22 protein-coding genes and 2 tRNA genes are annotated in these 24,311 nt (G+C 69.2%); 10 read left to right on the top strand and 14 right to left on the bottom strand.

The features are described from left to right. Positions 1–138: 138 nt before the first annotated feature. From rsrA to OG883_RS04975, 4 genes are all read right to left on the bottom strand, one after another. Positions 139–459: a mycothiol system anti-sigma-R factor gene (gene rsrA, locus OG883_RS04990; protein WP_266535492.1), complete on the bottom strand. Its 321-nt coding sequence runs from the start codon at positions 457–459 to the stop codon at positions 139–141. Next, positions 456–1,121 (bottom strand): sigma-70 family RNA polymerase sigma factor, encoded by a 666-nt coding sequence (locus OG883_RS04985; protein ID WP_266541241.1) that lies wholly within the window; start codon positions 1,119–1,121, stop codon positions 456–458. The genes rsrA and OG883_RS04985 overlap by 4 nt, the downstream gene beginning before the upstream one ends. Positions 1,122–1,357: 236 nt before the next feature. Then, complete coding sequence (locus tag OG883_RS04980; protein WP_266535490.1) at positions 1,358–2,005, bottom strand: alpha/beta family hydrolase; 648 nt, start codon at positions 2,003–2,005, stop codon at positions 1,358–1,360. A gap of 157 nt (positions 2,006–2,162) precedes the next feature. Next, positions 2,163–2,978 (bottom strand): SOS response-associated peptidase, encoded by an 816-nt coding sequence (locus tag OG883_RS04975; protein WP_266535488.1) that lies wholly within the window; start codon positions 2,976–2,978, stop codon positions 2,163–2,165. Positions 2,979–3,027: 49 nt separating this feature from the next. On the opposite strand from OG883_RS04975, the gene OG883_RS04970 reads away from it, so the two are divergent. The 4 genes from OG883_RS04970 to OG883_RS04955 all read left to right on the top strand — a co-directional run bounded on the left by OG883_RS04970 (position 3,028) and on the right by OG883_RS04955 (position 6,592). Beyond that, on the top strand, positions 3,028–3,744 hold the full coding sequence (locus OG883_RS04970) for a M50 family metallopeptidase (RefSeq protein ID WP_266535486.1): 717 nt from the start codon (positions 3,028–3,030) through the stop codon (positions 3,742–3,744). A gap of 96 nt (positions 3,745–3,840) precedes the next feature. Further along, entirely contained in the window at positions 3,841–5,157 is a 1,317-nt protein-coding gene (gene aroA / locus OG883_RS04965; protein WP_266535484.1) for a 3-phosphoshikimate 1-carboxyvinyltransferase, read from the top strand. Between the two features lie 4 nt (positions 5,158–5,161). Beyond that, a complete protein-coding gene (gene rsgA / locus OG883_RS04960) occupies positions 5,162–6,175 on the top strand; it encodes a ribosome small subunit-dependent GTPase A (RefSeq protein WP_266535482.1) in 1,014 nt (337 codons plus the stop codon). A 93-nt stretch (positions 6,176–6,268) separates the two neighbouring features. Further along, on the top strand, positions 6,269–6,592 hold the full coding sequence (locus OG883_RS04955) for a multidrug efflux SMR transporter (protein WP_266541239.1): 324 nt from the start codon (positions 6,269–6,271) through the stop codon (positions 6,590–6,592). Here OG883_RS04955 and OG883_RS04950 read toward each other — a convergent pair. Further along, positions 6,558–7,382 (bottom strand): TetR/AcrR family transcriptional regulator, encoded by an 825-nt coding sequence (locus tag OG883_RS04950; RefSeq protein ID WP_266535481.1) that lies wholly within the window; start codon positions 7,380–7,382, stop codon positions 6,558–6,560. The genes OG883_RS04955 and OG883_RS04950 overlap by 35 nt on opposite strands. A 119-nt stretch (positions 7,383–7,501) precedes the next feature. Here OG883_RS04950 and hisN point away from each other — a divergent pair, with 119 nt between their 5' ends. Both hisN and OG883_RS04940 read left to right on the top strand, forming a co-directional pair. After that, positions 7,502–8,302 carry a histidinol-phosphatase gene (gene hisN, locus OG883_RS04945; protein ID WP_266535479.1) on the top strand — a complete coding sequence of 267 codons (801 nt, stop codon included), beginning with the start codon at positions 7,502–7,504 and terminating at the stop codon, positions 8,300–8,302. A 317-nt stretch (positions 8,303–8,619) separates the two neighbouring features. Then, positions 8,620–9,021 (top strand): cyclic nucleotide-binding/CBS domain-containing protein, encoded by a 402-nt coding sequence (locus OG883_RS04940; RefSeq protein ID WP_266535477.1) that lies wholly within the window; start codon positions 8,620–8,622, stop codon positions 9,019–9,021. 87 nt (positions 9,022–9,108) lie between these two features. Here OG883_RS04940 and OG883_RS04935 read toward each other — a convergent pair whose 3' ends face one another. Beyond that, positions 9,109–10,560 (bottom strand): catalase, encoded by a 1,452-nt coding sequence (locus OG883_RS04935; RefSeq protein WP_266535476.1) that lies wholly within the window; start codon positions 10,558–10,560, stop codon positions 9,109–9,111. A gap of 144 nt (positions 10,561–10,704) precedes the next feature. On the opposite strand from OG883_RS04935, the gene OG883_RS04930 reads away from it, so the two are divergent. Then, positions 10,705–11,121: a Fur family transcriptional regulator gene (locus tag OG883_RS04930; protein WP_266535474.1), complete on the top strand. Its 417-nt coding sequence runs from the start codon at positions 10,705–10,707 to the stop codon at positions 11,119–11,121. A 113-nt stretch (positions 11,122–11,234) separates the two neighbouring features. On the opposite strand, the gene OG883_RS04925 is transcribed toward OG883_RS04930, so the two are convergent. The 4 genes from OG883_RS04925 to OG883_RS04910 all read right to left on the bottom strand — a co-directional run bounded on the left by OG883_RS04925 (position 11,235) and on the right by OG883_RS04910 (position 16,788). Further along, positions 11,235–11,308 (bottom strand) — tRNA-Met (locus OG883_RS04925). Positions 11,309–11,487: 179 nt separating this feature from the next. Next, a complete protein-coding gene (locus OG883_RS04920) occupies positions 11,488–13,530 on the bottom strand; it encodes a tetratricopeptide repeat protein (protein WP_266535472.1) in 2,043 nt (680 codons plus the stop codon). Between the two features lie 201 nt (positions 13,531–13,731). Continuing rightward, positions 13,732–13,805, bottom strand: a tRNA-Met gene (locus tag OG883_RS04915). Positions 13,806–13,878: 73 nt separating this feature from the next. Next, complete coding sequence (locus OG883_RS04910) at positions 13,879–16,788, bottom strand: UPF0182 family protein (RefSeq protein WP_266541237.1); 2,910 nt, start codon at positions 16,786–16,788, stop codon at positions 13,879–13,881. Positions 16,789–16,924: 136 nt separating this feature from the next. Here OG883_RS04910 and OG883_RS04905 point away from each other — a divergent pair, with 136 nt between their 5' ends. After that, positions 16,925–17,482, top strand: coding sequence for a PPA1309 family protein (locus tag OG883_RS04905; protein ID WP_266535470.1), 558 nt, complete (start codon positions 16,925–16,927; stop codon positions 17,480–17,482). 659 nt (positions 17,483–18,141) lie between these two features. On the opposite strand, the gene OG883_RS04900 is transcribed toward OG883_RS04905, so the two are convergent. The 3 genes from OG883_RS04900 to OG883_RS04890 all read right to left on the bottom strand — a co-directional run bounded on the left by OG883_RS04900 (position 18,142) and on the right by OG883_RS04890 (position 21,313). After that, positions 18,142–19,230, bottom strand: coding sequence for a PDZ domain-containing protein (locus OG883_RS04900; RefSeq protein WP_266535468.1), 1,089 nt, complete (start codon positions 19,228–19,230; stop codon positions 18,142–18,144). Positions 19,231–19,645: 415 nt separating this feature from the next. After that, positions 19,646–20,107 (bottom strand): molybdenum cofactor biosynthesis protein MoaE, encoded by a 462-nt coding sequence (locus tag OG883_RS04895; RefSeq protein ID WP_266535466.1) that lies wholly within the window; start codon positions 20,105–20,107, stop codon positions 19,646–19,648. Between the two features lie 78 nt (positions 20,108–20,185). Next, positions 20,186–21,313, bottom strand: a complete 1,128-nt coding sequence (locus OG883_RS04890; protein ID WP_266535464.1) for an SDR family oxidoreductase — start codon at positions 21,311–21,313, stop codon at positions 20,186–20,188. Positions 21,314–21,504: 191 nt separating this feature from the next. Here OG883_RS04890 and OG883_RS04885 point away from each other — a divergent pair, with 191 nt between their 5' ends. Both OG883_RS04885 and OG883_RS04880 read left to right on the top strand, forming a co-directional pair. Beyond that, complete coding sequence (locus OG883_RS04885) at positions 21,505–22,962, top strand: zinc-dependent metalloprotease (RefSeq protein ID WP_266535462.1); 1,458 nt, start codon at positions 21,505–21,507, stop codon at positions 22,960–22,962. Next, positions 22,959–23,480 (top strand): NUDIX hydrolase, encoded by a 522-nt coding sequence (locus tag OG883_RS04880; protein WP_266535460.1) that lies wholly within the window; start codon positions 22,959–22,961, stop codon positions 23,478–23,480. The genes OG883_RS04885 and OG883_RS04880 overlap by 4 nt, the downstream gene beginning before the upstream one ends. Positions 23,481–23,538: 58 nt before the next feature. On the opposite strand, the gene OG883_RS04875 is transcribed toward OG883_RS04880, so the two are convergent. Further along, positions 23,539–24,294, bottom strand: coding sequence for an AIM24 family protein (locus OG883_RS04875; protein WP_266535458.1), 756 nt, complete (start codon positions 24,292–24,294; stop codon positions 23,539–23,541). Positions 24,295–24,311 lie beyond the last annotated feature (17 nt).

Raw genomic sequence — 24,311 nt, 5'->3', positions numbered from 1 at the left:
GAGTGAGGGGCGGCCGGATGCACCCTATTCGCACCTACGGGTGACATCCGCACCAACGCAAAGGGTGCGCCGCGGCAACAAACCGCAGCGCACCCAGTGCACATGTGCGACAGACACGACGCCCACGTCGCGAGTCGCCTACTCCTTGACGACGCTCGGCACTTCCGCGCCGGCGACCGCCACATCCTCATCGGGCACGGCCTGCCCCGACCGGATCAGGTCGATGCGCCCCATGACCTTGGCCCGCAGATCGCTCGGCACGTCATCATGCCCGCAGCACCGCTTGACCAGCTTCTTCACCGCCTGCTCGAGCCCGTACTTCTCCAGGCACGGGGAGCACTCCTCGAAGTGCACCTCGAACTTGGTGCAGTCGCTGTCGGGCATTTCATGGTCGAGAAACTCATAGAGATGGTCCAGGACCTCTGAGCAGTCTGTCTCGTGCGGCTCTCCGCAGCTCATGAGCCTGAGCCTTTCGCTTCGTTCGACTCCCCCGCACCGGCCGGGACGAGCCCGCGGTCACGGGCGTAGTCCTCCAGCATGCCGCGCAGTTGACGGCGGCCCCGGTGCAGGCGGGACATCACCGTACCGATGGGTGTACCCATGATGTCCGCGATCTCCTTGTACGCAAAGCCCTCTACATCGGCGAGATAGACCGCGATGCGGAACTCTTCGGGGATCGCCTGCAGCGCTGCCTTGACGTCCGAATCCGGCAGATGGTCGAGCGCCTGCGACTCGGCGGAACGCAGTCCGGTCGACATGTGCGACTCGGCGCGCGCGAGCTGCCAGTCCTCGATCTCCTCGGCGGCGCTGCGCTGGGGCTCCCGCTGCTTCTTGCGGTACGAGTTGATGAAGGTGTTCGTGAGAATCCGGTACAGCCACGCCTTGAGGTTCGTGCCCTCGCGGAACTGGTGGAAGGATCCGTACGCCTTGGCATACGTCTCCTGCACAAGATCCTCGGCATCGGCCGGATTGCGCGTCATGCGCAGCGCGGCCGAGTACATCTGGTCCAGGTAACCGAGGGCGTCCCGCTCAAAACGGGCATTGCGCTCGGCGGTCGTCTCCTCGGACTGCTCCGCCTGGCCGTCGTCGGTCCCTGCGTCGGTCCCAGTGACCGGACCCACCTCCTCCAACGCTTTGGCGAGGCCGAATGCGGACCCGCTCGAATCGGAGGATAGACGACGATCCGCCCCGCCCGCCGCCCGAACGGGTGCGGTCTTGGCCGCGGAAAGCACCGTCCACTCCAGGTCAGCGGCGTGCGAGCGGCTCGGGCAGATGGTCGAACCCATGCGACGTACTCCCTACTCCGTGCTCTGTTTACTGGCGTCCTTCGACATCCGGCACAACAGTGACCGCGGACTCAGCATTCCCGGAGGCCCCGCACCCAGGTGCGGACTGCGTCCGTGATGATCCTCACGACCTCGTCCTCCGCCATCCCGGCGCGCTTGGGCACGGCGAACCCGTGATCCCCGTACGGGACTTCCACGAGCCGGTACTCCCCCTCGGGGAACTCCTCAGGCTTGCCGAAGGGGTCGTTGCCGCCCTGTACGACGAGGGTGGGCACGCCGGCTCCGAGCAGTTCGTCCGCGCGGGACTTCTCGGGCCGGCCGGGCGGGTGCAGCGGAAAACTCAGTGCGAGCACGCCGACGGCGCCGAGCTCACCGGCGGTCCGGCAGGCGACACGCGCCCCGGCGCTGCGCCCCCCGGCGACGACGGGCAGCCCGGGCGCGGCCAGCGCGGGCCAGATGCCGCGCCACCCCACGTCGAGGGTCTTCGGAGCGGGCGCCACCTTCTTCCCGGCAACCCGCCACGGCTGCTCCACGAGCGCGACAGTGACGCCGTCGGCGGGCAGGGCGCGGGCGATTCCCTGCAGATCCCGCGCCTCGATCCCGCCCCCGGCCCCATGACTGAGCGCAACCACGAGCCGCGCACGCTTACCCGGATACCAGGTGACACGGGCGTGGCCCGCGCCGGTCTCAACAGTCTCGATCCGACTCACGCGCCCCATCCTGCCGGTCGGGGCGACAGGGGGAGGCCTTCCCACCGGCCAGCCGTTGTTGTGTCGCGAGAGCCGTGAGGGTACGGACGACTCCCCCGTCGCTCGCCGGGGCTCTGGGGGGGCATCCCCGGTTCCGGGAAGGGGCGGGCCAGGGGAAAGTCACCCGTCAGAACAGCGTGCCCTCCTCCGGCGCAGCCAGCTCCTCCAGCAGCTCCGGCCCGTTGTTGCGCACATTGCTCACCGCCGTCGTCACCGGATACGCCCGCATCAGCCCACCCGGTGGCGCCTCCAGCAGCGCCCGTACTTCCTCCACCCCCGTACGGGCCGGGTCCAGCCACGCGTCCCACCGGTCCGGCGTCAGCATCAGCGGCATCCGCGGGTGGATGTCCGACAGCGATCGCGGCCCCTCCGCCGGCGCCACCCCCAGCGGTCCCGTCTCCGCCTCCGTAGTGATCACCGAGCACGTCACCCACCAGGCCTGCGAGTGGTCGTCCGGCAGCGTCCGGTCGCGCCAGAACTCGTAGAGACCGGCCATCGCGAACACCGACCCGTCCGACGGCGTCACGAAGTACGGCTGCTTCCTCGGCCGCTTCTTCTTCCCCTCGACCTCCAGCTCCCGCTCTCCGGCCCCGGTCACCCACTCGTAATAGCCGTCCGCCGGCAAAATGCAGCGCCGCGAGAGGAAGGGCTTACGGAACGACGGCTTCTCGTGCACCGTCTCCGCCCGCGCGTTGATCATCCGCGCCCCGCCCTCCGGCGACTTCGCCCAGGACGGTACGAGTCCCCACTTCAACGCCCGCAGCTGGCGAACCGGACGCCGGTCCTCGGCGTCCTTAACAGGACGTTCGAGAATCGCGTAGACGTCCTTCGTGGGGGCCACGTTCCAGTCGGGCGCCAGCGTCTCCTCCGGCTCCCACTTCTCGACCTGGAAGAGGCCTGCGAGATCCTCGGGCCTACGACTCGCTGCATACCGTCCGCACATAAGTGCCAGACTGCCACCCCCGCCCGCCGCCCGAGGAGCCGCCCGAGAAATGGCCATCACACAGTCCGCCACCGATCTGTGGGACCGCGTCTTCGGCACCCAGCCCGCCCCCGACGAGTGGCTCGTCATCGTCACCGGCCTGGTCGCCCTCGTCGCCGTCATACCGCGCCCCCTCTGGCGCCTCTCCCGCAACGCCATCACCATCGCCCACGAAGGCGGCCACGGCCTCGTCGCCCTGCTCACCGGCCGCCGCCTCGACGGCATCCGGCTGCACTCCGACACCAGCGGCCTCACCGTCAGCCGTGGCAAGCCCACCGGCATCGGCATGATCCTGACCGCCGCCGCGGGTTACACCGCCCCGCCCCTGCTCGGCCTCGGCGGCGCCTGGCTGCTCGCCGCGCACCACATCACCCTGCTCCTCTGGCTGGCCACCGCCCTGCTCATCGCCATGCTGGTCATGATCCGCAATGCGTACGGCGCACTCACGGTGATCGTCACGAGTGCCGCCTTCCTTCTCGTCTCCTGGCTGACCGGCCCCGACGTCCAGGCCGGGTTCGCCTACGCCGCCGTCTGGTTCCTGCTGCTCGGCGGCGTACGACCGGCCTTCGAGCTCCAGTCCAAGCGCCGTCACGGCGGCGCCCCCGACTCGGACGCCGATCAGCTCTCCCGGCTGACCCATGTCCCGCCCGCGATGTGGCTGTTTCTCTTCCACGCGGTGTCGCTGTGTTCACTGATCGGCGGCGGCCGCTGGCTGGTGGGCCTGTGAACGACCACGAAACCCACTACCACTCCTGGGTTACGCCCCGATTTCGGCACATTTGATCAAGATCCGGGTCTCCGCCGAGCCACTAAAGTGATGGCCATGACCGAAAGCTCCGTGCACCCCGCCCTCTGGCCCGCCCCCTACGCGACCGGAGCCGTCGAAGCCACCGTCACCGTGCCCGGCTCGAAATCGGTCACCAACCGCGCACTGGTGCTCGCCTCCCTCGCCGCCGAACCGGGCTGGCTGCGCCGCCCGCTGCGCTCCCGCGACACCCTGCTGATGGCCGAGGCACTGCGCGCGCTCGGCGTCGGCATCGAGGAGGGTGTGGGCCCCGACGGCGAGGGCGAGGCCTGGCGCGTCATCCCGTCCGGCCTGCACGGCCCCGCCACCGTCGATGTCGGCAACGCCGGCACCGTCATGCGCTTCCTGCCGCCCGTCGCCGCACTCGCCAACGGCGCGGTCCGCTTCGACGGCGACCCCCGTTCCTACGAGCGCCCGCTGAACGGCGTGATCGACGCCCTGCGCGTCCTCGGCGCCCGTATCGACGACGACGGCCGCGGCGCACTCCCGATGACCGTGCACGGCGGCGGCGCCCTGGACGGCGGCCCCGTGGAGATCAACGCCTCCTCGTCCTCGCAGTTCGTCTCCGCCCTGCTGCTGTCCGCGCCCCGTTTCAACCAGGGCGTCGAGGTACGGCACATCGGCGGCAATCTCCCCTCCATGCCGCACATCCGGATGACCGTCGACATGCTGCGCGCCGTCGGCGCCCAGGTCGACGAGCCCGAGACCGGCGGCGAGCCCAACGTCTGGCGCGTGTCCCCGTCCGCCCTGCTGGGCCGCGACCTCACCGTCGAGCCCGACCTCTCCAACGCCCAGCCCTTCCTCGCTGCCGCGCTGGTCACCGGCGGCCGCGTCACGATCCCCGACTGGCCCGAGCGCACCACCCAGCCCGGTGACGCGCTGCGGCAGATCTTCACCGAGATGGGCGGCTCCTGCGAGCTGACCGAGGCCGGTCTGACCTTCACCGGCACCGGCCGTATCCACGGCATCGACGTCGACCTCGGCGAGGTCGGAGAGCTGACCCCCGGCATCGCGGCGGTCGCGGCGCTGGCCGACTCCCCCTCCACGCTGCGCGGCGTCGCCCACCTCCGCCTCCACGAGACGGACCGCCTCGCCGCCCTCACCAAGGAGATCAACGAGCTCGGCGGCGATGTCACCGAGACCGAGGACGGGCTCCACATCCGGCCGCGCAGGCTGCACGGCGGCGTCTTCCATACCTATGACGACCACCGGATGGCCACGGCCGGCTCGATCATCGGCCTCGCCGTCGAGGGCGTACAGATCGAGAACGTCGCAACGACCGCCAAGACCCTTCCCGATTTCCCGCAGATGTGGGCCGGAATGCTCGGGGCCTGACGAAATGCGCCGCTACGGCAAGAACCCCGACGAGGACGACATCCGCGTCCGCCCCAACCGCAAGGGCAACCGCCCCCGGACCAACATCCGCCCCAAGCACGAGGACGCGGTCGAGGGCATGGTCCTCACGGTCGACCGGGGCCGGCTCACCTGCCTCGTCGACGACCGTGTCGTCATGGCGATGAAGGCCCGCGAGCTGGGCCGCAAGGCCGCGGTGGTCGGCGACCGCGTCAGCATCGTCGGCGATCTCTCCGGCGAGAAGGACACCCTCGCCCGCATCGTCCGCATCGGGGAGCGCAGGTCCGTTCTGCGCCGTACGGCCGACGACGACGATCCGTACGAGCGCGTGGTCGTCGCCAACGCCGACCAGTTGGCGATCGTGACGGCGCTGGCCGACCCCGAACCGCGCCCGCGGCTGATCGACCGCTGTCTCGTCGCGGCGTACGACGGCGGGCTCACCCCGCTCCTCGTGCTGACCAAGTCGGATCTGGCCTCACCCGACGAACTGCTGGAGATGTACGGCGCGCTCGGCGTCCCCCATGTGGTCACCACCCGCGACGAGTTCGTGGACGGCGTCGCCGCCGACCGGGTCCATGAGCACCTCAAGGGCCGCACCACCGCATTCGTCGGCCACTCCGGCGTCGGCAAGACGACCCTGGTCAACGCCCTTGTTCCGAAGGAGCGGCGGCGCAGCACCGGAGTGGTCAACGCGGTCACCGGCCGCGGTCGGCACACCACCACCTCGGCGCTCGCGCTCCCGCTCGCGGACGCGGACGGCGGCTGGGTGATCGACACGCCGGGGGTGCGTTCCTTCGGCCTGCACCATGTCAATCCGTCCCGGGTGATCCTCGCCTTCCCCGATCTCGTACCGGGTACGGAAGGCTGTCCGCGCGCCTGCAGTCATGACGAGCCGGACTGCGCACTGGACGCGTGGGCGGCCGACGGTCACGCCGATCCGGCACGCCTCTATTCACTGCGGCGACTGCTCGCCACGCGGGAGCGGCGCGAAGGCGACTGACTCGCGCACGTTTGCGGTCGGTGACTGCTGGTAAGTGCATAATCGCACCAAGCGCGACGAAGCAGTCACCGAGCGATGCGGGAGGCCCAGACGATGGCGTGGCTGCTGGTGGTGGTCGCCGGACTGCTGGAGACGGGCTTCGCCGTCTGCCTCAAACTCTCACACGGCTTCACCAGGCTCTGGCCGACCGTCGCGTTCGCCGCCTTCGCACTCGGCAGCTTCGGTCTGCTGACGCTCGCCCTGAGAAAGCTCGATGTGGGCCCCGCGTACGCGGTGTGGACGGGCATCGGCGCGGCGGGCACGGCGATCTACGGAATGATCTTCCTCGACGACCTGGTCTCCACTCTCAAGATCGTCTCCATCTCGCTGGTGATCATCGGCGTCATCGGACTGCAGCTCTCGGGCTCGTCGCACTGACCGATCCCTCAGGACCGATCGACTCCCTCTCCGTAGCGCCGGCCGTTTCCCTTGCGCCGACCGTTTCCCTTCCGGCCGCTGTTTCCCTTCCGGCCGTTTCCCTTTCGGCCGCCGTATTGCTTGCGCCGGCCGACTCCCTCGCCCCGACGGTTGCGCCCACAGCCGTACGCACCAGCAGTCCGACCGCCTCTCCGGGCACGGCGGGCGCGATCACACAGGAGAGCGCGAGCCGCGCCACCAGCTCACAGCGGTGCGCCAGGTCGGCCGACTCCTCCTTCGTACGGATGACCGGATGCCCCTTGTCCAGCGCGGCGAGCGAACGGTCCCGTACCGCAGCGACCAGCTCCGCCGGGGCCGGCGGCCCCGCGTCCGCCCTGCGCTGGGCCGGAACTCCGGACATCGCGGTAGTGCGGCGGGCGGGCCTCGGCGCGGGCAGCCGTTCGCCCCAGCAGCCGGTGAGCAGGGCCCGCAGCAGCGGTTTCGCCCTGGCCTCGCCGACGGTCCACTCGGCGACCGACACCAGCCGGTCGGCCGCCGGCCGGCCTGTCGGCCGTTCAGCCGCTACGTTCGGCTGCTCGGCCAGCACCCGCTCCACGCCGCGGAGGTAGGCGTCGGCCTCGCGTCGCACCAGCGCGCGGGCCAGCCCGTCCTTGCTGCCGAACTCGTTGTAGAGGGTCTGCCGCGAGACACCTGCGGCGGAGGCGACATCGGCCATCCGCACCCCGGACCAGGGCAGTTCACCGAGCGCCGTGAGAGCGGCGTTCAGTAAGGACTCTCGCGCTGTAGGCATCGTCGCCTCCCGGGCCATCCGGCTCTGCGCTCAGAGTTGACGCGCGGCCATCGACTGTCAAGAGTCCCGGCGGACCAGGCCCGGGGATGGCTGCTTCACGCCCCGATAGAGTGATGACCATGCCCGATTACCACGACGATCTGCGTCTTGCCCACGTCCTCGCGGACGCCGCCGACGCCGCCACGATGGGCCGGTTCAAGGCGCTGGACCTCAAGGTCGAGACCAAGCCGGACATGACGCCGGTGAGCGAGGCCGACAAGGCGGCGGAGGAGCTGATCCGCGGACAACTCCAGCGGGCGCGCCCGCGCGACGCGATCCTGGGCGAGGAGTACGGCATCGAGGGCACGGGCCCGCGCCGCTGGGTCATCGACCCGATCGACGGCACCAAGAACTATGTGCGCGGCGTCCCGGTCTGGGCGACGCTGATCTCACTGATGGTGCAGGGCGAGGGCGGTTACCAGCCGGTGGTGGGCGTGGTGTCGGCCCCGGCGCTGGGCCGCCGCTGGTGGGCGGCGCAGGGCGGCGGCGCATACACCGGGCGCAGTCTGACGTCGGCGAGCCGACTGCGGGTCTCCGAGGTCGGCCGGATCCCGGATGCCTCGTTCGCGTACTCCTCACTCAGCGGCTGGGAGGAGCAGGGGCGGCTCGACGGGTTCATGGACCTGAGCCGGGCGTGCTGGCGCACCCGCGGCTACGGCGACTTCTGGCCGTACATGATGGTCGCCGAGGGTTCGGTGGACATCTGTGCCGAGCCGGAGCTCTCCCTGTGGGACATGGCGGCGACCGCGATCATCGTCCAGGAGGCGGGTGGATCGTTCACCGGCCTGGACGGACGCAGGGGCCCGCACAGCGGCAATGCCGCGGCGTCCAACGGGCTGCTCCACGAGGAGCTGCTGGGCTATCTCAACCAGCGCTACTGAACGCTACCCAGCACCACCGAGCGGCACCAAGGGTTCCGCGCCATACTCCCCGGAGCCGGGGGCGTCCGCACCGGTGCTCCGCGGAACCGAGGCGGCGTACGCGTCCATTCTCCGCGGACCGAGGGGCGTACGCGCCGGTACTCCGTGGAATCAGGGGGCGTACGCACACGTCCCCACGGCTTCTCCGCGTGCCGCCCAAGAGGCGGCACGTGCCCTCTTGCTGCCACCCCACAAGACTGCGACTCTGAGAGTCCCCCCACTTGTGAACTTGTGAATCGGTTCCCGAATGGCCGATCACCAAGGAGGTGGCTCCATTCATGCTCGTCCGTGACGCCATGAGCACAGTGGTCCTCACTATTGGACCCACGCACACTCTCCGCCACGCCGCCCGGCTGATGGCCGCCCGCCGTGTCGGCGCGGCAGTCGTCCTCGACACCGACGCCGACGGCCTCGGCATTCTGACTGAGCGCGACATCCTCAACTCGGTGGGTCTGGGCCAGGACCCCGATCGGGAGACCGCAGGCACCCACACCACCACGGACGTCGTATTCGCTGCGCCGTCCTGGACCCTGGAGGAGGCGGCGGAAGCTATGGCGCACGGCGGCTTTCGCCATCTCATCGTGCTCGACAGCGACGGGCCGGTCGGCATCGTCTCCGTACGGGACATCATCCGCTGCTGGGCCCCGGCCAGGAGGCACCCGGCGACGCTCGCCGGGTAGCGCGGCAGACGAGAGGGCCGGATCCCCCTGGACAGGGATCCGGCCCTCCGTTCTCCGACAAGCGGTTCAGGTCTGCGACAAGCGGTTTCAGGCGCGGAGGGCCTGGACCGCGGCGTCGAGCCGCTTGCCGAAGTCGCCGTCCGCCTGACGGAAGTTGTTGACCGCGCGCTCGGCGATGTCGTCACGCGACACCTTGGCGATGAACCCGGCGAGATTCTCGATCAGACGGCCCTTCTCGTCCTCGGACATCAGGCGGTAGAGGTTGCCCGCCTGCACGAAGTCGCTGTCCTCGGCGTGGCCCGGAGCCTCGTGGTTGCCCGTGCCGCCGGTGACCGGGACCGGCTGCCACAGCGGCTTGTCGGTCTGGAACGGGCCGCCGAAGCTGTTCGGCTCGTAGTTCTTCGTGCCCTTGTGGCGACCGTCGTACAGGAAGCCGTCACGGCTGTTGGTGCGCGCCTCGGTGGCATGCGGGCGGTTCACCGGCAGGTGGTCGGCGTTGATGCCGACGCGGTAGCGGTGGGCGTCGCCGTACGCGAAGAGACGGCCCTGGAGCATCTTGTCCGGGGAAGGACCGATGCCCGGCACGAAGTGGGCGGGGCTGAAGATGGACTGCTCGACCTCCGCGAAGATGTTCTCCGGGTTGCGGTTGAGCTCCAGCTTGCCGATCTCGATCGGCGGGTAGTCCTCATGCGGCCAGACCTTGGTCAGGTCGAACGGGTTGAAGCGGTAGTCGGCCGCCTCGGCCGCCGGCATGATCTGCACCTGCACGGTCCAGGACGGGAACTCACCGCGCTCGATGGACTCACGCAGGTCGCGCTGGTGGCTGTCCGGGTCCATACCGGAGAGCTGGTTGGCCTCGTCGGTGGTGAGATTCTTGATGCCCTGGTCGGTCTTGAAGTGGTACTTGACCCAGAAGACCTCGCCGGCCTCGTTGTTCCATTGGTACGTGTGCGAGCCGTACCCGTTCATGTGGCGCAGCGTGGCGGGGATACCGCGGTCACCGAACAGCCAGGTCACCTGGTGCGTCGACTCGGGGGAAAGCCCCCAGAAGTCCCACACGTTATCGGCTTCCTGTGAGCCGGTGTACGGGTCGCGCTTCTGCGTGTGGATGAAGTCGGGGAACTTGATGGCGTCCTTGATGAAGAACACCGGGGTGTTGTTGCCGACGAGGTCGTAGTTGCCCTCTTCGGTGTAGAACTTCAGCGCAAAGCCGCGGGGGTCGCGCACCGCGTCGGCCGAGCCGAGGTTGCCCGCGACCGTGGAGAACCGCAGGAACGTCTCGGTCTGCTTGCCGACCTCGGAGAGGAACTTCGCGCGCGTCCACTGCGAGACATCGCGGGTCAGAGTGAAGGTGCCGTACGCACCGGCGCCGCGCGCGTGCACGATGCGCTCCGGGATGCGCTCGCGGTTGAAGTGCGCGAGCTTCTCGAGAAGAGCCTGGTCCTGAAGCAGAACCGGACCACCGATGCCCGCGGTCTCGCTGTTCTGATTGTCCGCGACCGGCGCGCCGGCCTCCGTGGTGAGCGGTCCCTGCGTCACGTGCGCCTCCTGCGTCATTCCTGCAAGTCCTGTCCTTTGGCGTTTACCAGCACCGATCCTACAATGGACATTGTCTAAGTCAAGGAGAGATCCAAAGTCACACCCGTTCGGGACCTGGGTCCCACCACTGTTAGGCTGACCCTTATGAGTGACCTGTTGGAACGACTTCGCGGACGCGGCTGGCGCATGACTGCCCAGCGGCGTGTCGTGGCAGAGGTCCTCGACGGCGACCATGTCCACCTGACGGCCGACGAGGTGCACGCGCGCGCCGTGGCGAAGCTGCCCGAGATCTCCCGGGCGACCGTCTACAACACGCTGGGCGAGATGGTCAGTCTCGGTGAAGTGCTCGAGGTGTCGACCGACCGCCGCGCCAAGCGGTACGACCCGAACGCGCACCAGCCCCACCAGCACCTTGTCTGCGCCCAGTGCGGCGCGATCCGCGACGTTCACCCCGCGGGCAACCCCCTGGCCGACCTCCCGGACACGGAGCGCTACGGCTTCACGATCTCGGACGTCGAGGTGACGTACAGGGGCACCTGCCCGAACTGTGTGTCCGCCTGACCCATACGTCCTTGAAGGGCCCGGCACCTCTGAGGTGCCGGGCCCTTCAACATGTGCGGACAGGGGTACGACGAAGGCCCGGATCCTTGAGGATCCGGGCCTTCGTCCATCAGTAGCGGGGACAGGATTTGAACCTGCGACCTCTGGGTTATGAGCCCAGCGAGCTACCGAGCTGCTCCACCCCGCGTCGGTAAACGCAACAGTACGTCACCCCGCCGACCAGCGCAAATCGATATTCAGCCCTCCGTCATGCGGACGTCAGCCGACGTCAACCACCGTCAACCGACGTCATGCCGCCGTCATGCCGATGCCGCGGCTAGGTGCCGTGCCTGCGTCATGTCTGCGCCCGTGCGTGCCGGCTCGTGGCTACGCCGTGAGCTCCTGGTGCAGTGCCTCGCGCAGTCGTGCGGCACGCTCCGCCACCTCGGCGGGGCCCAGCTCGACGGCCCGCGCGCACCACCGCTGCCCCTCGGTCAGCTCGCCCCTGCGGGCGGCGAGCAGCGCAAGGCGCAGTGCGGCCCGGCCGTGCCCCGCGCGGGCGGCTCGGCACCACCACAGGGCCGCCTCGCGCTCGTTGCCCTCGCGGGCGAGGAGCAGTCCGAGGTTGAAGGCGCCGTTCCGGCTGCCTGCCTCAGCGGCCTCCCGGTACCAGCGGGCGGCGTCGACCATGTCGCCACGGGCGGCGGCGAGCATGCCGACCCGTACCTGGGCACGGCGGTGCCCCTGCTCTGCGGCACGCTCGTACCACTCCTCGCACTCACTCTTCTCCGCCGTGGGCTCCCCGAGCGCGGGCGGCCCGGGTGGCGGCTGACGGGAGTCGAGCACGGTGGCGAGCCGGAAGGCGGCCTCGGCGCTGCCGCTGCCCGCCGCGCACCGCAGATGACGCTCGGCGCCCTGCTCGTCGCCGTCCCTGAGCAGGGCGATGCCGACCTGCAGGGCTGCCTCGGTATGACCGGCGGCAGCTGCCCGCTCGTACCAGGTCAGAGCGGTGTGGTCGTCGTCGCGGCCGGCGTGGAGGATGCCCAGATTGAAGGCGGCATCGACGCTCCCGGCCTCGGCGGCCTTGGAGAACCAGGGCTCGGCACCGGTCGGGTCGCCGCCCTGCAGAAGCAGCACGGCGAGCGCGTTGGCGGCCTCACGGTGCCCCGCGTATGCGGCACGGCGGTACCACTGCTCGGCCTGCGGCGTACGGTCCTGGGCGGCGCAGAGCAGTCCCAGGTTGTACGCACCGTTGACATCCCCCGCGTCCATGGCGGCGCGGTACCAGCGCTCGGCCGTCTGCTGCTCCCCGCGGGCGGCATGCAGCGCGCCGAGGGCGTTGGCGGCGTTGCCGTCACCGTCCTGCGCGGCACGCAGCCACCACACGGCGGCGCTCTCCTCGTCCCCGGCGTCCCTCAGGAGAAACCCGAGCGCACAAGCTGCGCGGGCCTCTCCGTCCTTGGCGGAGCTGAGGTACCAGCGGCCGGCCTCCTTCAGCTCACCGCGCTTCTCGAGGATCACACCGAGGTGCAGCGCGGCCCGCCGATGCCCACGCGCGGCTGCCTGCCGGTACCACTGCGCGGCCTCGTCGAGAACGGACGACTCACCCTCGCCCGAGGCAGCACCACCACCGGTACGGCCCACGGAGGCCGCGAGCGGCGTCCCCGCGCCCGTATCCACCGAAGCGCCGTCCGCACGCGCCGTACGCCCCATCGCCAGGCCCATGTCCTCGCCCGTGCGCGCCTCCGCCGCCGCCCGGCGCTCCAGGGCGCGGGCGAGCCGGTACGCCGCCTCGCGGTGGCCCTGCTCGGCCGCCGCGCGCAGCCACCGCTCGGAGCCCACGTCGCTGCGGTGCTCCAGAAGATCGGCGAGAGCGTACGCCCCCAGCGCGTGACCCTGCTCGGCGGACTGGCGCAGCCAGTACTCCGCCCCCGGCTCGTCCCCGCGCTCACGGAAGTGGCGCCCCAGCGCGTGCGCCGCCGCAGCGGAACCGGCGACCGCGGCGATACGCCACCATCCGGCAGCCTCATCGGCGTAGCCACGCTGATGCAGCAGTACGCCCAGGTTGTTGGCGGCGGCCCGGTCGCCCTCGGCCGTCGCGGCACGCAGATACGACTCGGCGCCGTCGAGGTCGCCGCGGCGCAGCAGCAGCGCGCCGAGCACGCTCATCGATTCGGTGTCACCGTCCTCGGCCGCGCGCCGGTGGCGCGCCTCGGTCCCGGCGGTCTCCACTGAGTCGACATTGTCCGCATTGCGCACGTTGCTCGCGATGTCGACCTCACCCGTGCTGTCGACCTTGCTGACCTTGTCAACGTTGTCACCGTGGCCAACGGCGTCGGCAGGACTGATCACGTCTGCCACGTTTCCGGCATGCCACTGCACAAACCGCCCTGTCTCCAACAGAGTTGCCCTGTCCCCCATAAATTCCATCGTCGCACCACCTGCAACCCGCGTACACCTGGTATACCGCAGCCAGTGAGGTCACTTCAGCGTTTTGTCGACATGCCCACAGGGAGATAAGTCAAACACGCTCGACCCAACTCGCCCCACCCGACGCGCACTTCTCACCAGCAGCACATACGCACGAAGAGGGCCCGGATCCTCAAGGATCCGGGCCCTCTTCGTATTCAGTAGCGGGGACAGGATTTGAACCTGCGACCTCTGGGTTATGAGCCCAGCGAGCTACCGAGCTGCTCCACCCCGCGCCGTTGTGTTGCAACCGTACCACGACGCGGGATGGTGCTTACCCAGCTCCCGACCAGCCCCTAAACCGCGGCCCTAGGGTGAACTCTTCGGGTCCGGCTTGGGCTGCGCCTCGGCCGCTCGCCGCAGCGCATCCTCCAGATCCGCCTGGGCCTTGCCGTAGGCGGCCCAGTCCGCCGGTTCCTTGTCCAGCGCCGCCTCCGCATCGTCGTACGCCTTCTGGGCGTCCGCGATGGCGTCCTTCAGCGTCCCGTCACCGGTGGCCGGCGGCTTGGTCGGATCCGTCGGCGGCGGAGTCGTGGGTGGCTCAGTCGACGGCGGTGGCTCGGCGCCGTCCTGCTCGAAGACCGCGTTGAGCGCCTCCGTGAGGCTGTCCTTGAAGACCGGTTTGCCTCCGCCGTAGGCGACGGCCACCTTCTTCAGCAACGGATAGTTCGCACTGCCGCCTCGGGCGTACACCGGCTCGATGTACAGGAACCCGCCGTCCAGGGGCACCGTCAGCAGGTTGCCGTACTCGATGTCCGAGTCGGTGCCTCTGAGGTCCCTGACGAACGTGGCGACTTCCGGCACACCGTTGAGCTCACTCTGTACCTGCTGTGGACCTTGCACGGTCTCGGTGACTCTCAACAGTCTTATCGTGCCGTACTTGTCGCTGTTGGCATCGGCGTCAACGGCCATGAATGCCCCCAGGTTGGGGCGTCCGGCCGGTGTGAACGTCGTCGTCAGCGAGAATTTCTGGTCCTTGTCCCCGGGCATCTTCAGGCTCAGGTAGTAGGGCGGGACGGCACTGGTGTCCTTGTTCGTCGGGTCGTCCGGGACCTGCCAGGCGTCGCTGCCGCTGTAGAACTGCTCCGGCTCGGTGACGTGGTACCGGGTGAGCAGCTCGCGCTGCACCTTGAACATGTCCTGCGGGTACCGGAGATGAGCCATCAGGCCGGGCTTGATGTCGCTCTTCGGCTTGACCGTGTCCGGGAACGCCTTCATCCAGGTCTTGAGCACCGGGTCCTGGGTGTCCCACTGGTACAGGTTGACCGTGCCGTCGTACGCGTCGACGGTGGCCTTCACCGAGTTGCGGATGTAGTTGACCTGGTTCTGCTGGGCAACGACCGCACGCTGGTTGGTGGTCAGCGAATCGGTCGTGGTGTCCCCCAGCGTCGTACGAGAGGCGTACGGGTAGCCGTTGGTCGTGGTGTACGCGTCGACGATCCACTGGATGCGCCCGTCGACGACCGCCGGATAGGCGTCACCGTCGATGGTCAGCCAGGGGGCGACCGCCTCCACGCGCTCCTTGGGAGTGCGGTTGTAGAGAATCCGCGAGCCTTCGCCGATGGCTCCCGAGTAGAGAATCTGCGGCTCGCTGAAGGCGACGGCGTACGCGGCGCGGTTGAGCGGGTTGGAGAGGTTGACCCCGCTCTTGCCCTGGTAGCTGGTGGTCTCCTCGCCGTTCTTCTCGTAGTCGAGCTCCTTCTGCGGGCCGCCGACGATCGAGTACTGATCCGTCTTCTCGCCGTAGTAGATCCGCTGCTCGTACTTGCCCAGCTGACCGGTGGTCGGCAGTCCGGACTCGGTGAAGTCGGGCGAACCGACGGTGCCCTTGTCCGGGTCCGTGACAGTGTTCGTGCCCTTGGCCGCGATCGCGCCGTAGCCGTGGGTGTACGTGAAGTGGTCGTTGATCCAGTTGTGCTTCGGGATGCCCGTGATGTTGAGCTCGCGCAGACCGATGACCGTGTCCTGCGCCTTGCCGTCGGGGCCGGTGTACCGGTCGACGTCCAGGGTCGCGGGGAACTGGTAGTACTTGCGCTCCTGCTGGAGCTGCTGGAAGGCCGGCGAGACGACGTTGGAGTCGACCAGGCGGTAGCTGGCCGCGCTGTTGGCGTCTTCGCGCTGCTGCGCCTTCCGCTTGGGGTCGCCCTTGCCGGAGTAGTCCTGCGGGTCGGCCTTGTCGATGCCGTACGCGTGCCGCGTGGCCTCGATGTTCTTCTTGATGTACGGGGCTTCCTTGGCCTGCTCGTTCGGCTGGACCTGGAACTTCTGCACGATGGCCGGGTAGAGGCCGCCGATGAGGATCGCCGACAGGACCATCAGCCCGAAGCCGATCACCGGCAGCTGCCAGGTACGGCGCCACAGCGTCGCGAAGAACAGCACGGCGCAGATAACGGCGATGCAGAAGAGGATCGTCTTCGCCGGGAGGTAGGCGTTGGCGTCGACGTACCGCAGACCCGTCCAGTTACCGGTCGCCTTGAAGTCGCTGGACTTCACGGCGAGCCCGTACCGGTCGAGCCAGTACGCGACGGCCTTGAGCGAGACGAAGACACCGAGCAGCACCGAGAGATGGCCGGTGGCCGCAGCTGTCGCCCGCGAGCCGGGGCTGGTGATGCGCAGCCCGCCGTACAGGTAGTGGGTCAGGGCGGCGGCGATCAGGGAGAGCACGGCGGCCGCAAAGCCGAAGCCGAGCATGAACCGGTACCAGGGCAGATCGAACGCGTAGAACGACACGTCCATCTTGAACTGGGGGTCCTTCTGCCCGAAGGACACGCCGTTGACCCACATCAGCCAGGTGCGCCACTGGCCGGTGGCGGAGGCTCCGGCGATCAGCCCGACGAGAGCGGTGATCGCGAGGAGCACCCACTTCTTGTACGGCGCGATGCCCATGCGGTATCGGTCAAGGCTCTGCTGCTCCATCGACATCGCGCTCAGCGGCGGACGCAGCCGGTGCGCGAGCCAGATGTTCAGGCCGACAGCGGCGGACATCAGCAGTCCGAAGACGGCAAACAGGCCGATCTTGGTCCACAGGGTGGTGGTGAAGACGGAGGAGTACTTGACGGAGCGGTACCAGAGCCAGTCGGTCCAGAACCCGGCGAACATGACGAACGCCATGGCCAGGACGGCCAGGACACCCAGTGTCATGAGCAGGGTGCGGACACGCCGGGACGGCCGGCCCACTCTGATCCGTGGCCCGGTCGGGCCTCCGCCGCGGTCCGGCATCTGGAAAGCCAACGTGCGCACCTCGAAGTTCGCGGTCGTGTGAAGCGGGCCCCGCGATCGTAGAGCCCACTCATGCAACTTACTGAGGCTTTACCTAGTTCCCGTCTCGGGCCCGGAAGGAGGCAGGATATTGGCCATGTCCAACGTTTCTTCTTCCGGCCCCCCGATGGCCGCGAGCCCGCTCACCCGCGCAGTGCTCGAAATCGACGAGTATGCCTCCGGGCTCGGCTGGGATCAGCCGGCCCGGCTCTTCGCACTCGTCGACACCGTGCAGCTGCGCTCCCAGGAGCCGGGCCTCGCGGCCCAGCTCGGTCTCGACACCGACGAGGCGGCCGCGCCGCTGACTCCGATCGAGCAGGACGAAATCCCTGCCGACAAGGCGCTGGACGAGTTCCTCGCCACGATCGCCTGGCCGGACGCGGTGGTCGGCTGCGCGATGACGGTGGAGCGCCTGATGCTCCCGCCGTCCGCGGAGGCGTCCGTCCCCGACGGCCTCAACGACGCGGCCCTCGCCAAGTGGGTCGCCGCCCACCCGGACCGCCAGGAGGTCCGCATGACGGTGGCGGTCCTGCGCGACGGAGCCCGCGAGTCGGCGTTGCGCCTGCGCGAAAAGGACTCCTCGAAGGAGGTCCTCACGGGCGCAGACCTGGTCCCGAGCCTCGCCGAGGCCCTGTCGGCCACGTTCGAGTCCTGACCGAATCTGCCCGCCCCACTGTCCCCGGTCGGCACTCCGGCCGGGGATGGTGGGACACAGAGCTGAGCTGCCCGGTCGGGTACGGCTGCCGCGGATCACGTCATGAGGCTGCCCACATCGAGCCGAAGAGCAGCCGGCGTCCATGTGCCTCAGCGACAGTTTCTCCCCTTGCCGGAGGCCAGCGGAGGGCGCGAAGCTGCCGACACCGGGGTACAGCCACGCCCCATGGGGGCGCCGCCCTTCGGCGCGAAGCGGCCGCTGCCCCGCGGGCATCGCCCGCACAGGCAGACCCCGCACCGGCACGCGCCGCCGACACGGGGAACAGCCACGCCCTCACGGAGGCAGCACCCGTCGGTACGAAACTGCCACCGCCCCGCGAGCAGTCCCCGCACAGGCAGATCCCGCACCGAGGCGACACCGCGAAGAATTTGCCACCACCGGGACGGCCACGCCCCACAGGGGCGCCATCCTTCGGCGCGAAGCGGCCGACACCGGGCGGCATGCGCCACGTGGCGCCGCAGCACACTCGTATGCCGTCCACGTGGGTCGGCGGCGCGAAGCTGCCGCGGTCGGCGCGGGTACAGCCCCGCCGCACGTGCAGGGGGGTCTGGGGGCTTGCCTCCAGTTACGGGAAGGGGCGGGTCAGGGGAAACTCCCCCTCAGCTCGACGCGCACGTCGGCAGCCCCGCCGTGTCCCCCGCCTTGATCTTCGCCAGTGACTTCGTCGCGTCAGCGATCGTGTTCACCTTCACCAGCGTCAGCCCGTCCGGAATGTCCGACGCCGCCGCCGCACAGTTGTCGCTGGGTGTCAGAAAGTACTCCGCCCCGGCATTCCGCGCCCCGACCAGCTTCATCTCGATGCCGCCGATCGGGCCGACCTTCCCCTTGACGTCGATCGTGCCCGTGCCCGCCACGAACTTGCCGCCCGTCAGGTCCTGGGGCGTGATCTTGTCGACGATGCCGAGGGCGAACATCAGGCCCGCGCTCGGCCCGCCCACGTCCGCGAGGTTGATGTCGATGGTGAACGGGAACGTGTGGTCGATGCCCGCCTGGATGCCGACGATCGCCCGGTCGCCGTCGGTCGCCTTCACCGTGGTGATCCTGACCTTCTCGGTGTCCTCGGGCTCCCTGCCGGCCTTCTCCGCCGCAGCTGCTGCCTTTGCCGGAACGATGGTGAAGACGACGTCCTCGCCGGGCTTGTGCTTCACGACGAGCTTGGCGACGTCCCCCGGCTCCTTCACCGGCGTACCGTCCACGGCCCGGATGACGTCACCCGCGTGCAGCTTGTTCTCCGAGGGGGTGTCCTTGACGACCGTCGAGACCACGACGCGCGTCTTCACCGGGATCTTCAGCTGCTCCAGCGCGGCAACCTTCGCGCTCTCCTGCGACTGGGTGAATTCCTCGGCGTTCTCCTGCGTGGACTGCTCTTCCGTCTTTCCGTCCGGGTAGAGCGTCTCGTGCGGCACCACCACGTTGTCGTGGGCCAGCCAGCCGTAGACCGCCTCGACGACGTTCATCCTGTAGTCCGCGCCGGTGACCCTGACGGTCGTCATGTTGAGGTGACCGGTCGTGGGGTAGGTCTTGCGGCCCGAGATCCTCAGCACCGGTTCCCCACCGGCAGCCCCGAGGGTGTTCACCGTCGGGCCGGGCGACATCTCCGTGTACGGCACTGGAATGAACACCCCTGCGCAGAGCAGCGCAATGGAAACGAGGGTGGAGGCGAGCATCGTCGCGGTGCGGCGTGGCATGGAACGACAGTACGGGACGGGTCTGTCAGAGCACCGTCGGGGCCGGTCCGTACGGGGCCTCTTGGCACATGCGCACGGGCAACGGCCGGGTCATACGGTGTCGGTACCGGAGCCGGTCTTCTCCATTGCATCGCGGAACCGCGCATAACCGGCAAGCTCGGCCACGTCCCCGGTCGTACGGTTCCGTGAAGCCCAACTTGCCCATATCGCAGCACCGACAGCAGCGAAAAGTGGAATCAGCAACCAAGCGAGTGCTGCCATAGCGACCTCCCTACCCCATGAGCGAACGAAACTGGGTGATCAACCGAGTGATCAGCAGATTAGTCATCTGCCGGTTCAACGCTCACGGCAGGGGGGCGGTTACGCAAATCGGGGCGCTTGACGGCTGTCCGGGTTTCACCGGGCCCACTATGTCTCAGCCTGCCCCGACCCACTCCTCCGTACCGTCGGAGAACTTCTGGTGCTTCCAGATCGGCGCCTCGTGCTTGAGGTCGTCGATCAGCTTCCGGCAGGCCTCGAAGGCCTCCCCGCGGTGCGGACAGGACACCGCGACGACGACCGCCAGATCTCCGACCTCCAGGTCACCCACACGGTGGACGGCGGCCAGCGCCCGGACGGGATAGTCCCCGATGACCTTCTCGGCGATGCGGCGCATCTCCGCCTCGGCGGTGGGATGGCAGGAGTAGCCGAGGGTGTCGACATCCGCGCCGGCGTCGTGGTTGCGCACTGTGCCGACGAAGAGCGCGGTGCCACCGGCCGCGTCGTCGCCGACGGCCGCGAAGACCTCGTCGATCGAGAGCGGGTTCTCGCGGATCGCGAGCAGGCGGATCGGGTCCTTCGCCGCCTGCTCGCCGGGGTGGTCGTAGCTCGGTGCCATACCTCCATCGTGCCGTATGCCACTGACAGCACGGAATAGCGCTTTCGACCGGTCGGGGGCCTGCCGCATTGGAGCCTCCTACAGACGCCGTCGCGCCTTGCGGGCGCGCCGCACCAGGGCAGCCGTACCGAGCAGCGCGACCGTCGCACCCGCGGCACCCGCGGCGGTGGCGTCCTTGCGGCCCAGGCGGCGGCCCGCGACCGTGTGGCGGCCCTCCACCTCCTCCAGCAGTGCGGCAAGGACCTCCTCGTTGGTCCACTGGGGACGCCAGCCGGCGTCGTGGAGGCGGCTGACGCTGACCACCCAGGGGTGCATGGTGTACGCCAGATCCCCGGCCGGGGACGGCGTGAGACCGATCCGGTGGAGCCGGGCCGCGGCCCCCAGGGCGACCGCGGACGGCAGCTCCATCCGGCGGATACCGCTGAGCTCCTCGACCTCCTCCTGCTCCAGCCAGCCGTCACAGCCGACCGCGAGCTCCCCCTCGACCTTCTCCAGCGCGGCGTACTCCAGCGCGCTCACCAGGTCCTCGACATGGCAGAACTGCCAGGTCGGACGCGATCCGGCGACAACGAGCAGCCTCGGCGACTCGAAGTAGCGGGTCAGCGCGGTGTCAGTACCGCCCACCAGGACGGCGGGCCTTACCACCGTGACATTGAGACCGGGGTGCGCGCGGGGCGCGCGGCGGCCCAGACGCTCGATCTCCAGCAGGTCGCCGACGCCCGTCGCCTCGGCGGTGGCGCCCAGCTCCGCGTCCTCGGAGAGCGGGATGTCGTTGTCGGGCAGCGCCCCGTAGACCATCGCCGAGGTGCACAGGACGACCCGGTGCACGCCGGCCGCCGCCGCGGCGGTCAGGACGGTCTGGGTGCCACGCACGTTGTACGCCGTACGGGCGGCCGCGTCGGTCTCCAGGTCGAGATCGAGCGCCAGGTGCACCACCACGTCTGCGCCGCGCAGCTTCTCGGCGATGGCCGGATCGCGTACGTCGAGGATGTGCCACTGCGCCTCGGAGACCTCGCCCCGGCGCTCGTCGATGGCCACGACCTGCTTGATCTCCTCGGAGGCGGCGAGCCGCCTGGTGAGCAGGTCACCGATGCCCGAGGCGGCACCGGTGACCGCGACGACGGGGCCACGGCCGGAAGGCACGCGGCCTGAGGTGGAGGTTGAGTGGTTTCGCGCTGCGCGAACCTGCGGATCTGGGGAACTCACCGGGCGTCTCCAGCGGTTGTCTTCAGTACGTACGCGAATGACGCGTACGTACCAGGTGGCGTCCATCCTGCCGCAGGCCGAGTGTCCGCGGAGCACCGAGCCCATATGCGACCCGGATGTCTACGCTGGGTGGTGTTGTCGGGCAGCCGCCGCCGGCAGGAAGCCGGCGGCCCTACGAGCCGAGGAAACCCGTGAGTGACACCCCATTCGGATTCGGCCTTCCGCCGGAGGAGCCGGAGAACGGCGACGAGGGCAAGGAGAAGAATCCCGCCGGAGGTGGCCAAGGCTCCGGCGGGCAGTCCCCCATGAATCCTTTCGGGTTCGGTTCGGGGGAGGGCGGCGCGGACAATCCGTTCGCCGCGATGTTCGGCTCCCTGAACCCCAATGACCTGGGCGCGGCCTTCCAGCAGCTCGGCCAGATGCTGAGCTACGAGGGTGGTCCCGTGAACTGGGACATGGCCAAGCAGATCGCGCGCCAGACGGTCTCCCAGGGCACGCCGGACGGCACCAAGGACACGAGCGTGGGCCCGGCCGAGCGGTCCGGAGTCGAGGAGGCCGTACGGCTGGCCGATATCTGGCTGGACGGCGTGACGTCGCTGCCTTCCGGAGCGAGCACGGCCGTGGCGTGGAGCCGTGCCGAGTGGGTCGAGGCGACACTGCCTGCGTGGCAACAGCTCGTCGACCCGGTCGCCGAGCGGGTCGGGCTGGCCATGGGTGATGTGCTGCCCGAGGAGATGCAGGCGATGGCCGGCCCGCTGATCGGAATGATGCGGTCCATGGGCGGCGCGATGTTCGGCCAGCAGATCGGGCAGGCCGTGGGTGTGCTGGCGGGCGAGGTGGTCGGCTCGACCGACATCGGACTGCCGCTCGGCCCGGCCGGCAAGGCAGCGCTGCTCCCCCTGAACATCGAGGTGTTCGGTAAGGACCTCGGAGTGCCGAAGGAGGAGGTACGGCTCTATCTGGCCCTGCGCGAGGCCGCTCACCAGCGGCTCTTCGCCCATGTGCCGTGGCTGCGCTCGCATCTGTTCGGCGCGGTCGAGGCGTACGCCCGCGGCATCAAGGTCGACACCACCAAGCTGGAGGACGTGGTCGGCCAGTTCGACCCCACGCACCCCGAGCAGTTGCAGGAGGCTCTCCAGCAGGGCATGTTCCAGCCGGAGGACACGCCGGAGCAGAAGGCGTCGCTGGCCCGTCTGGAGACCGCGCTGGCGCTGGTCGAGGGCTGGGTGGACGCTGTGGTGCACGAGGCCGCCTCGACCCGGCTTACCTCGGCGGACGCGCTGCGCGAGACGCTGCGCAGGCGCCGGGCATCCGGCGGCCCCGCCGAGCAGACCTTCGCGACGCTGATCGGTCTGCAGCTGCGTCCGCGCCGGCTGCGGGACGCCTCCCGGCTGTGGGCGTCGCTCACCGACGCGCGCGGGGTGGACGGACGCGACGGCCTGTGGGCGCACCCCGACATGCTGCCGACGGCAACCGACCTGGACGACCCGGACGGCTTCGTCCACCACGAGCAGCTCGACTTCTCGGAGCTGGACAAGATGCTCGGCGACGCCGCGCCCAAGGACGGCGGCGGCGCCCAGGGCAAGGGCGGTCAGGACACGGGTGACCGGGTCGAGGGCGACCAGGGCAAGGACGACACCGACAAGTGAGTCTGCACGACGACGCCGTTCTCGTACTCAAGGCGTACGAGGACCAGGAAGAGCTGCGCCAGACGTATCTGGATCACCTGGCGGCGCACCCGGACGGGATGTGGAAAGCCTGCGAGGCCGGCCATCTCACGGCGAGTGCCCTGGTGATCGATCCGGAGCACGGACGTGTCCTGCTGACCCTGCACAAGAAGCTCGGCATGTGGCTGCAGATGGGCGGTCACTGCGAGCCGGGTGACGCGACGATTGCCGATGCGGCGCTGCGTGAGGCTACGGAGGAGTCCGGGATCCGCGGGCTGACCCTGCTGCCCGGTGGCCCGGTGCGGCTGGACCGGCATGCCATCCCGGCGCCCTGCCACTGGCACCTCGATCTGCAGTACGCGGCGCTGGCGCCGTCGGGCGCGGTCGAGGAGATCAGCGACGAGTCGCTGGATCTGCGCTGGTTCGGCTACGACGAGGTGGCGGATGTGGCCGACGCCTCGGTGGTCCGGCTGGTGAAGCACGCACGCGCGGCCCTGTAGCACGGCACACAGGTAAGGGGCGGTCGCCGTGGCGACCGCCCCTTACCTGTGCACGCTGCTAGTTCCAGGCGTTGTTCTGGTTCTGCGCGTGGGAGCCGTGCTGCCCCGCACCGAACTGCGCCCGCACGCCCTGCCCGATCTCCGCGCTCTGTGGCGGCATGACCTCACTGGGCTGGACGAGCGCGAACCCCTGGCCGAGGAAGCTCAGTTCCCAGCCCTCGCCGGTGTTACCGCGCCGCCGCCGTACGCCCGAGGAGTGCGTCTGCGCCTGCATCTGCACCCGAAGAGCGGACGACCAGGCGACGATCGCGTCGGCGTCGACGTTGACGTACTTGTCCGGCGTCACCTGCATCATCAGCGGCTGGCCAGAAGTCATCAGCGCGACCTTGCCCCGGCCGGAGATATTGAGCTGGTACTTGCCGGAACCGGAGATCCCGTACTGGCTGTCCACCGCGATGACCTCGGTGTGCAGCGTGGAGTCGAGCGCCAGGACATAGGCGCTGTCGACCGTCATGCCCTCCTGGTCGACATCCACCACATGGATGTACTGCGCAAGGTTGGCGAAGTAGACCGTGCCCTGCCCGGAGCAGCGCATCAGGTCCATGCCCTCACCGGTGTTGGCCCGGGCCCGCCGCTGACTGTTCGACTGGTATTCGCCGTCGAAGTCGACCAGCCCCTGGTACGCGACCATGGCGCCCTTGCGGGCGAGGATGTCGTCATGGCCCGTGAGCGCGACCCGCAGCAACTGCGGGTTCTGCACGATGTACCGGTCCTGGGACTGCTGTTCGGTGTAGCTGAAAAGCGGACTCTGCATGATGTTTTCTCACTCCC

Source organism: Streptomyces sp. NBC_01142, from assembly GCF_026341125.1.
Classification (GTDB): Bacteria; Actinomycetota; Actinomycetes; order Streptomycetales; family Streptomycetaceae; genus Streptomyces.
This window is presented reverse-complemented; position numbering and strand designations above follow the sequence as displayed.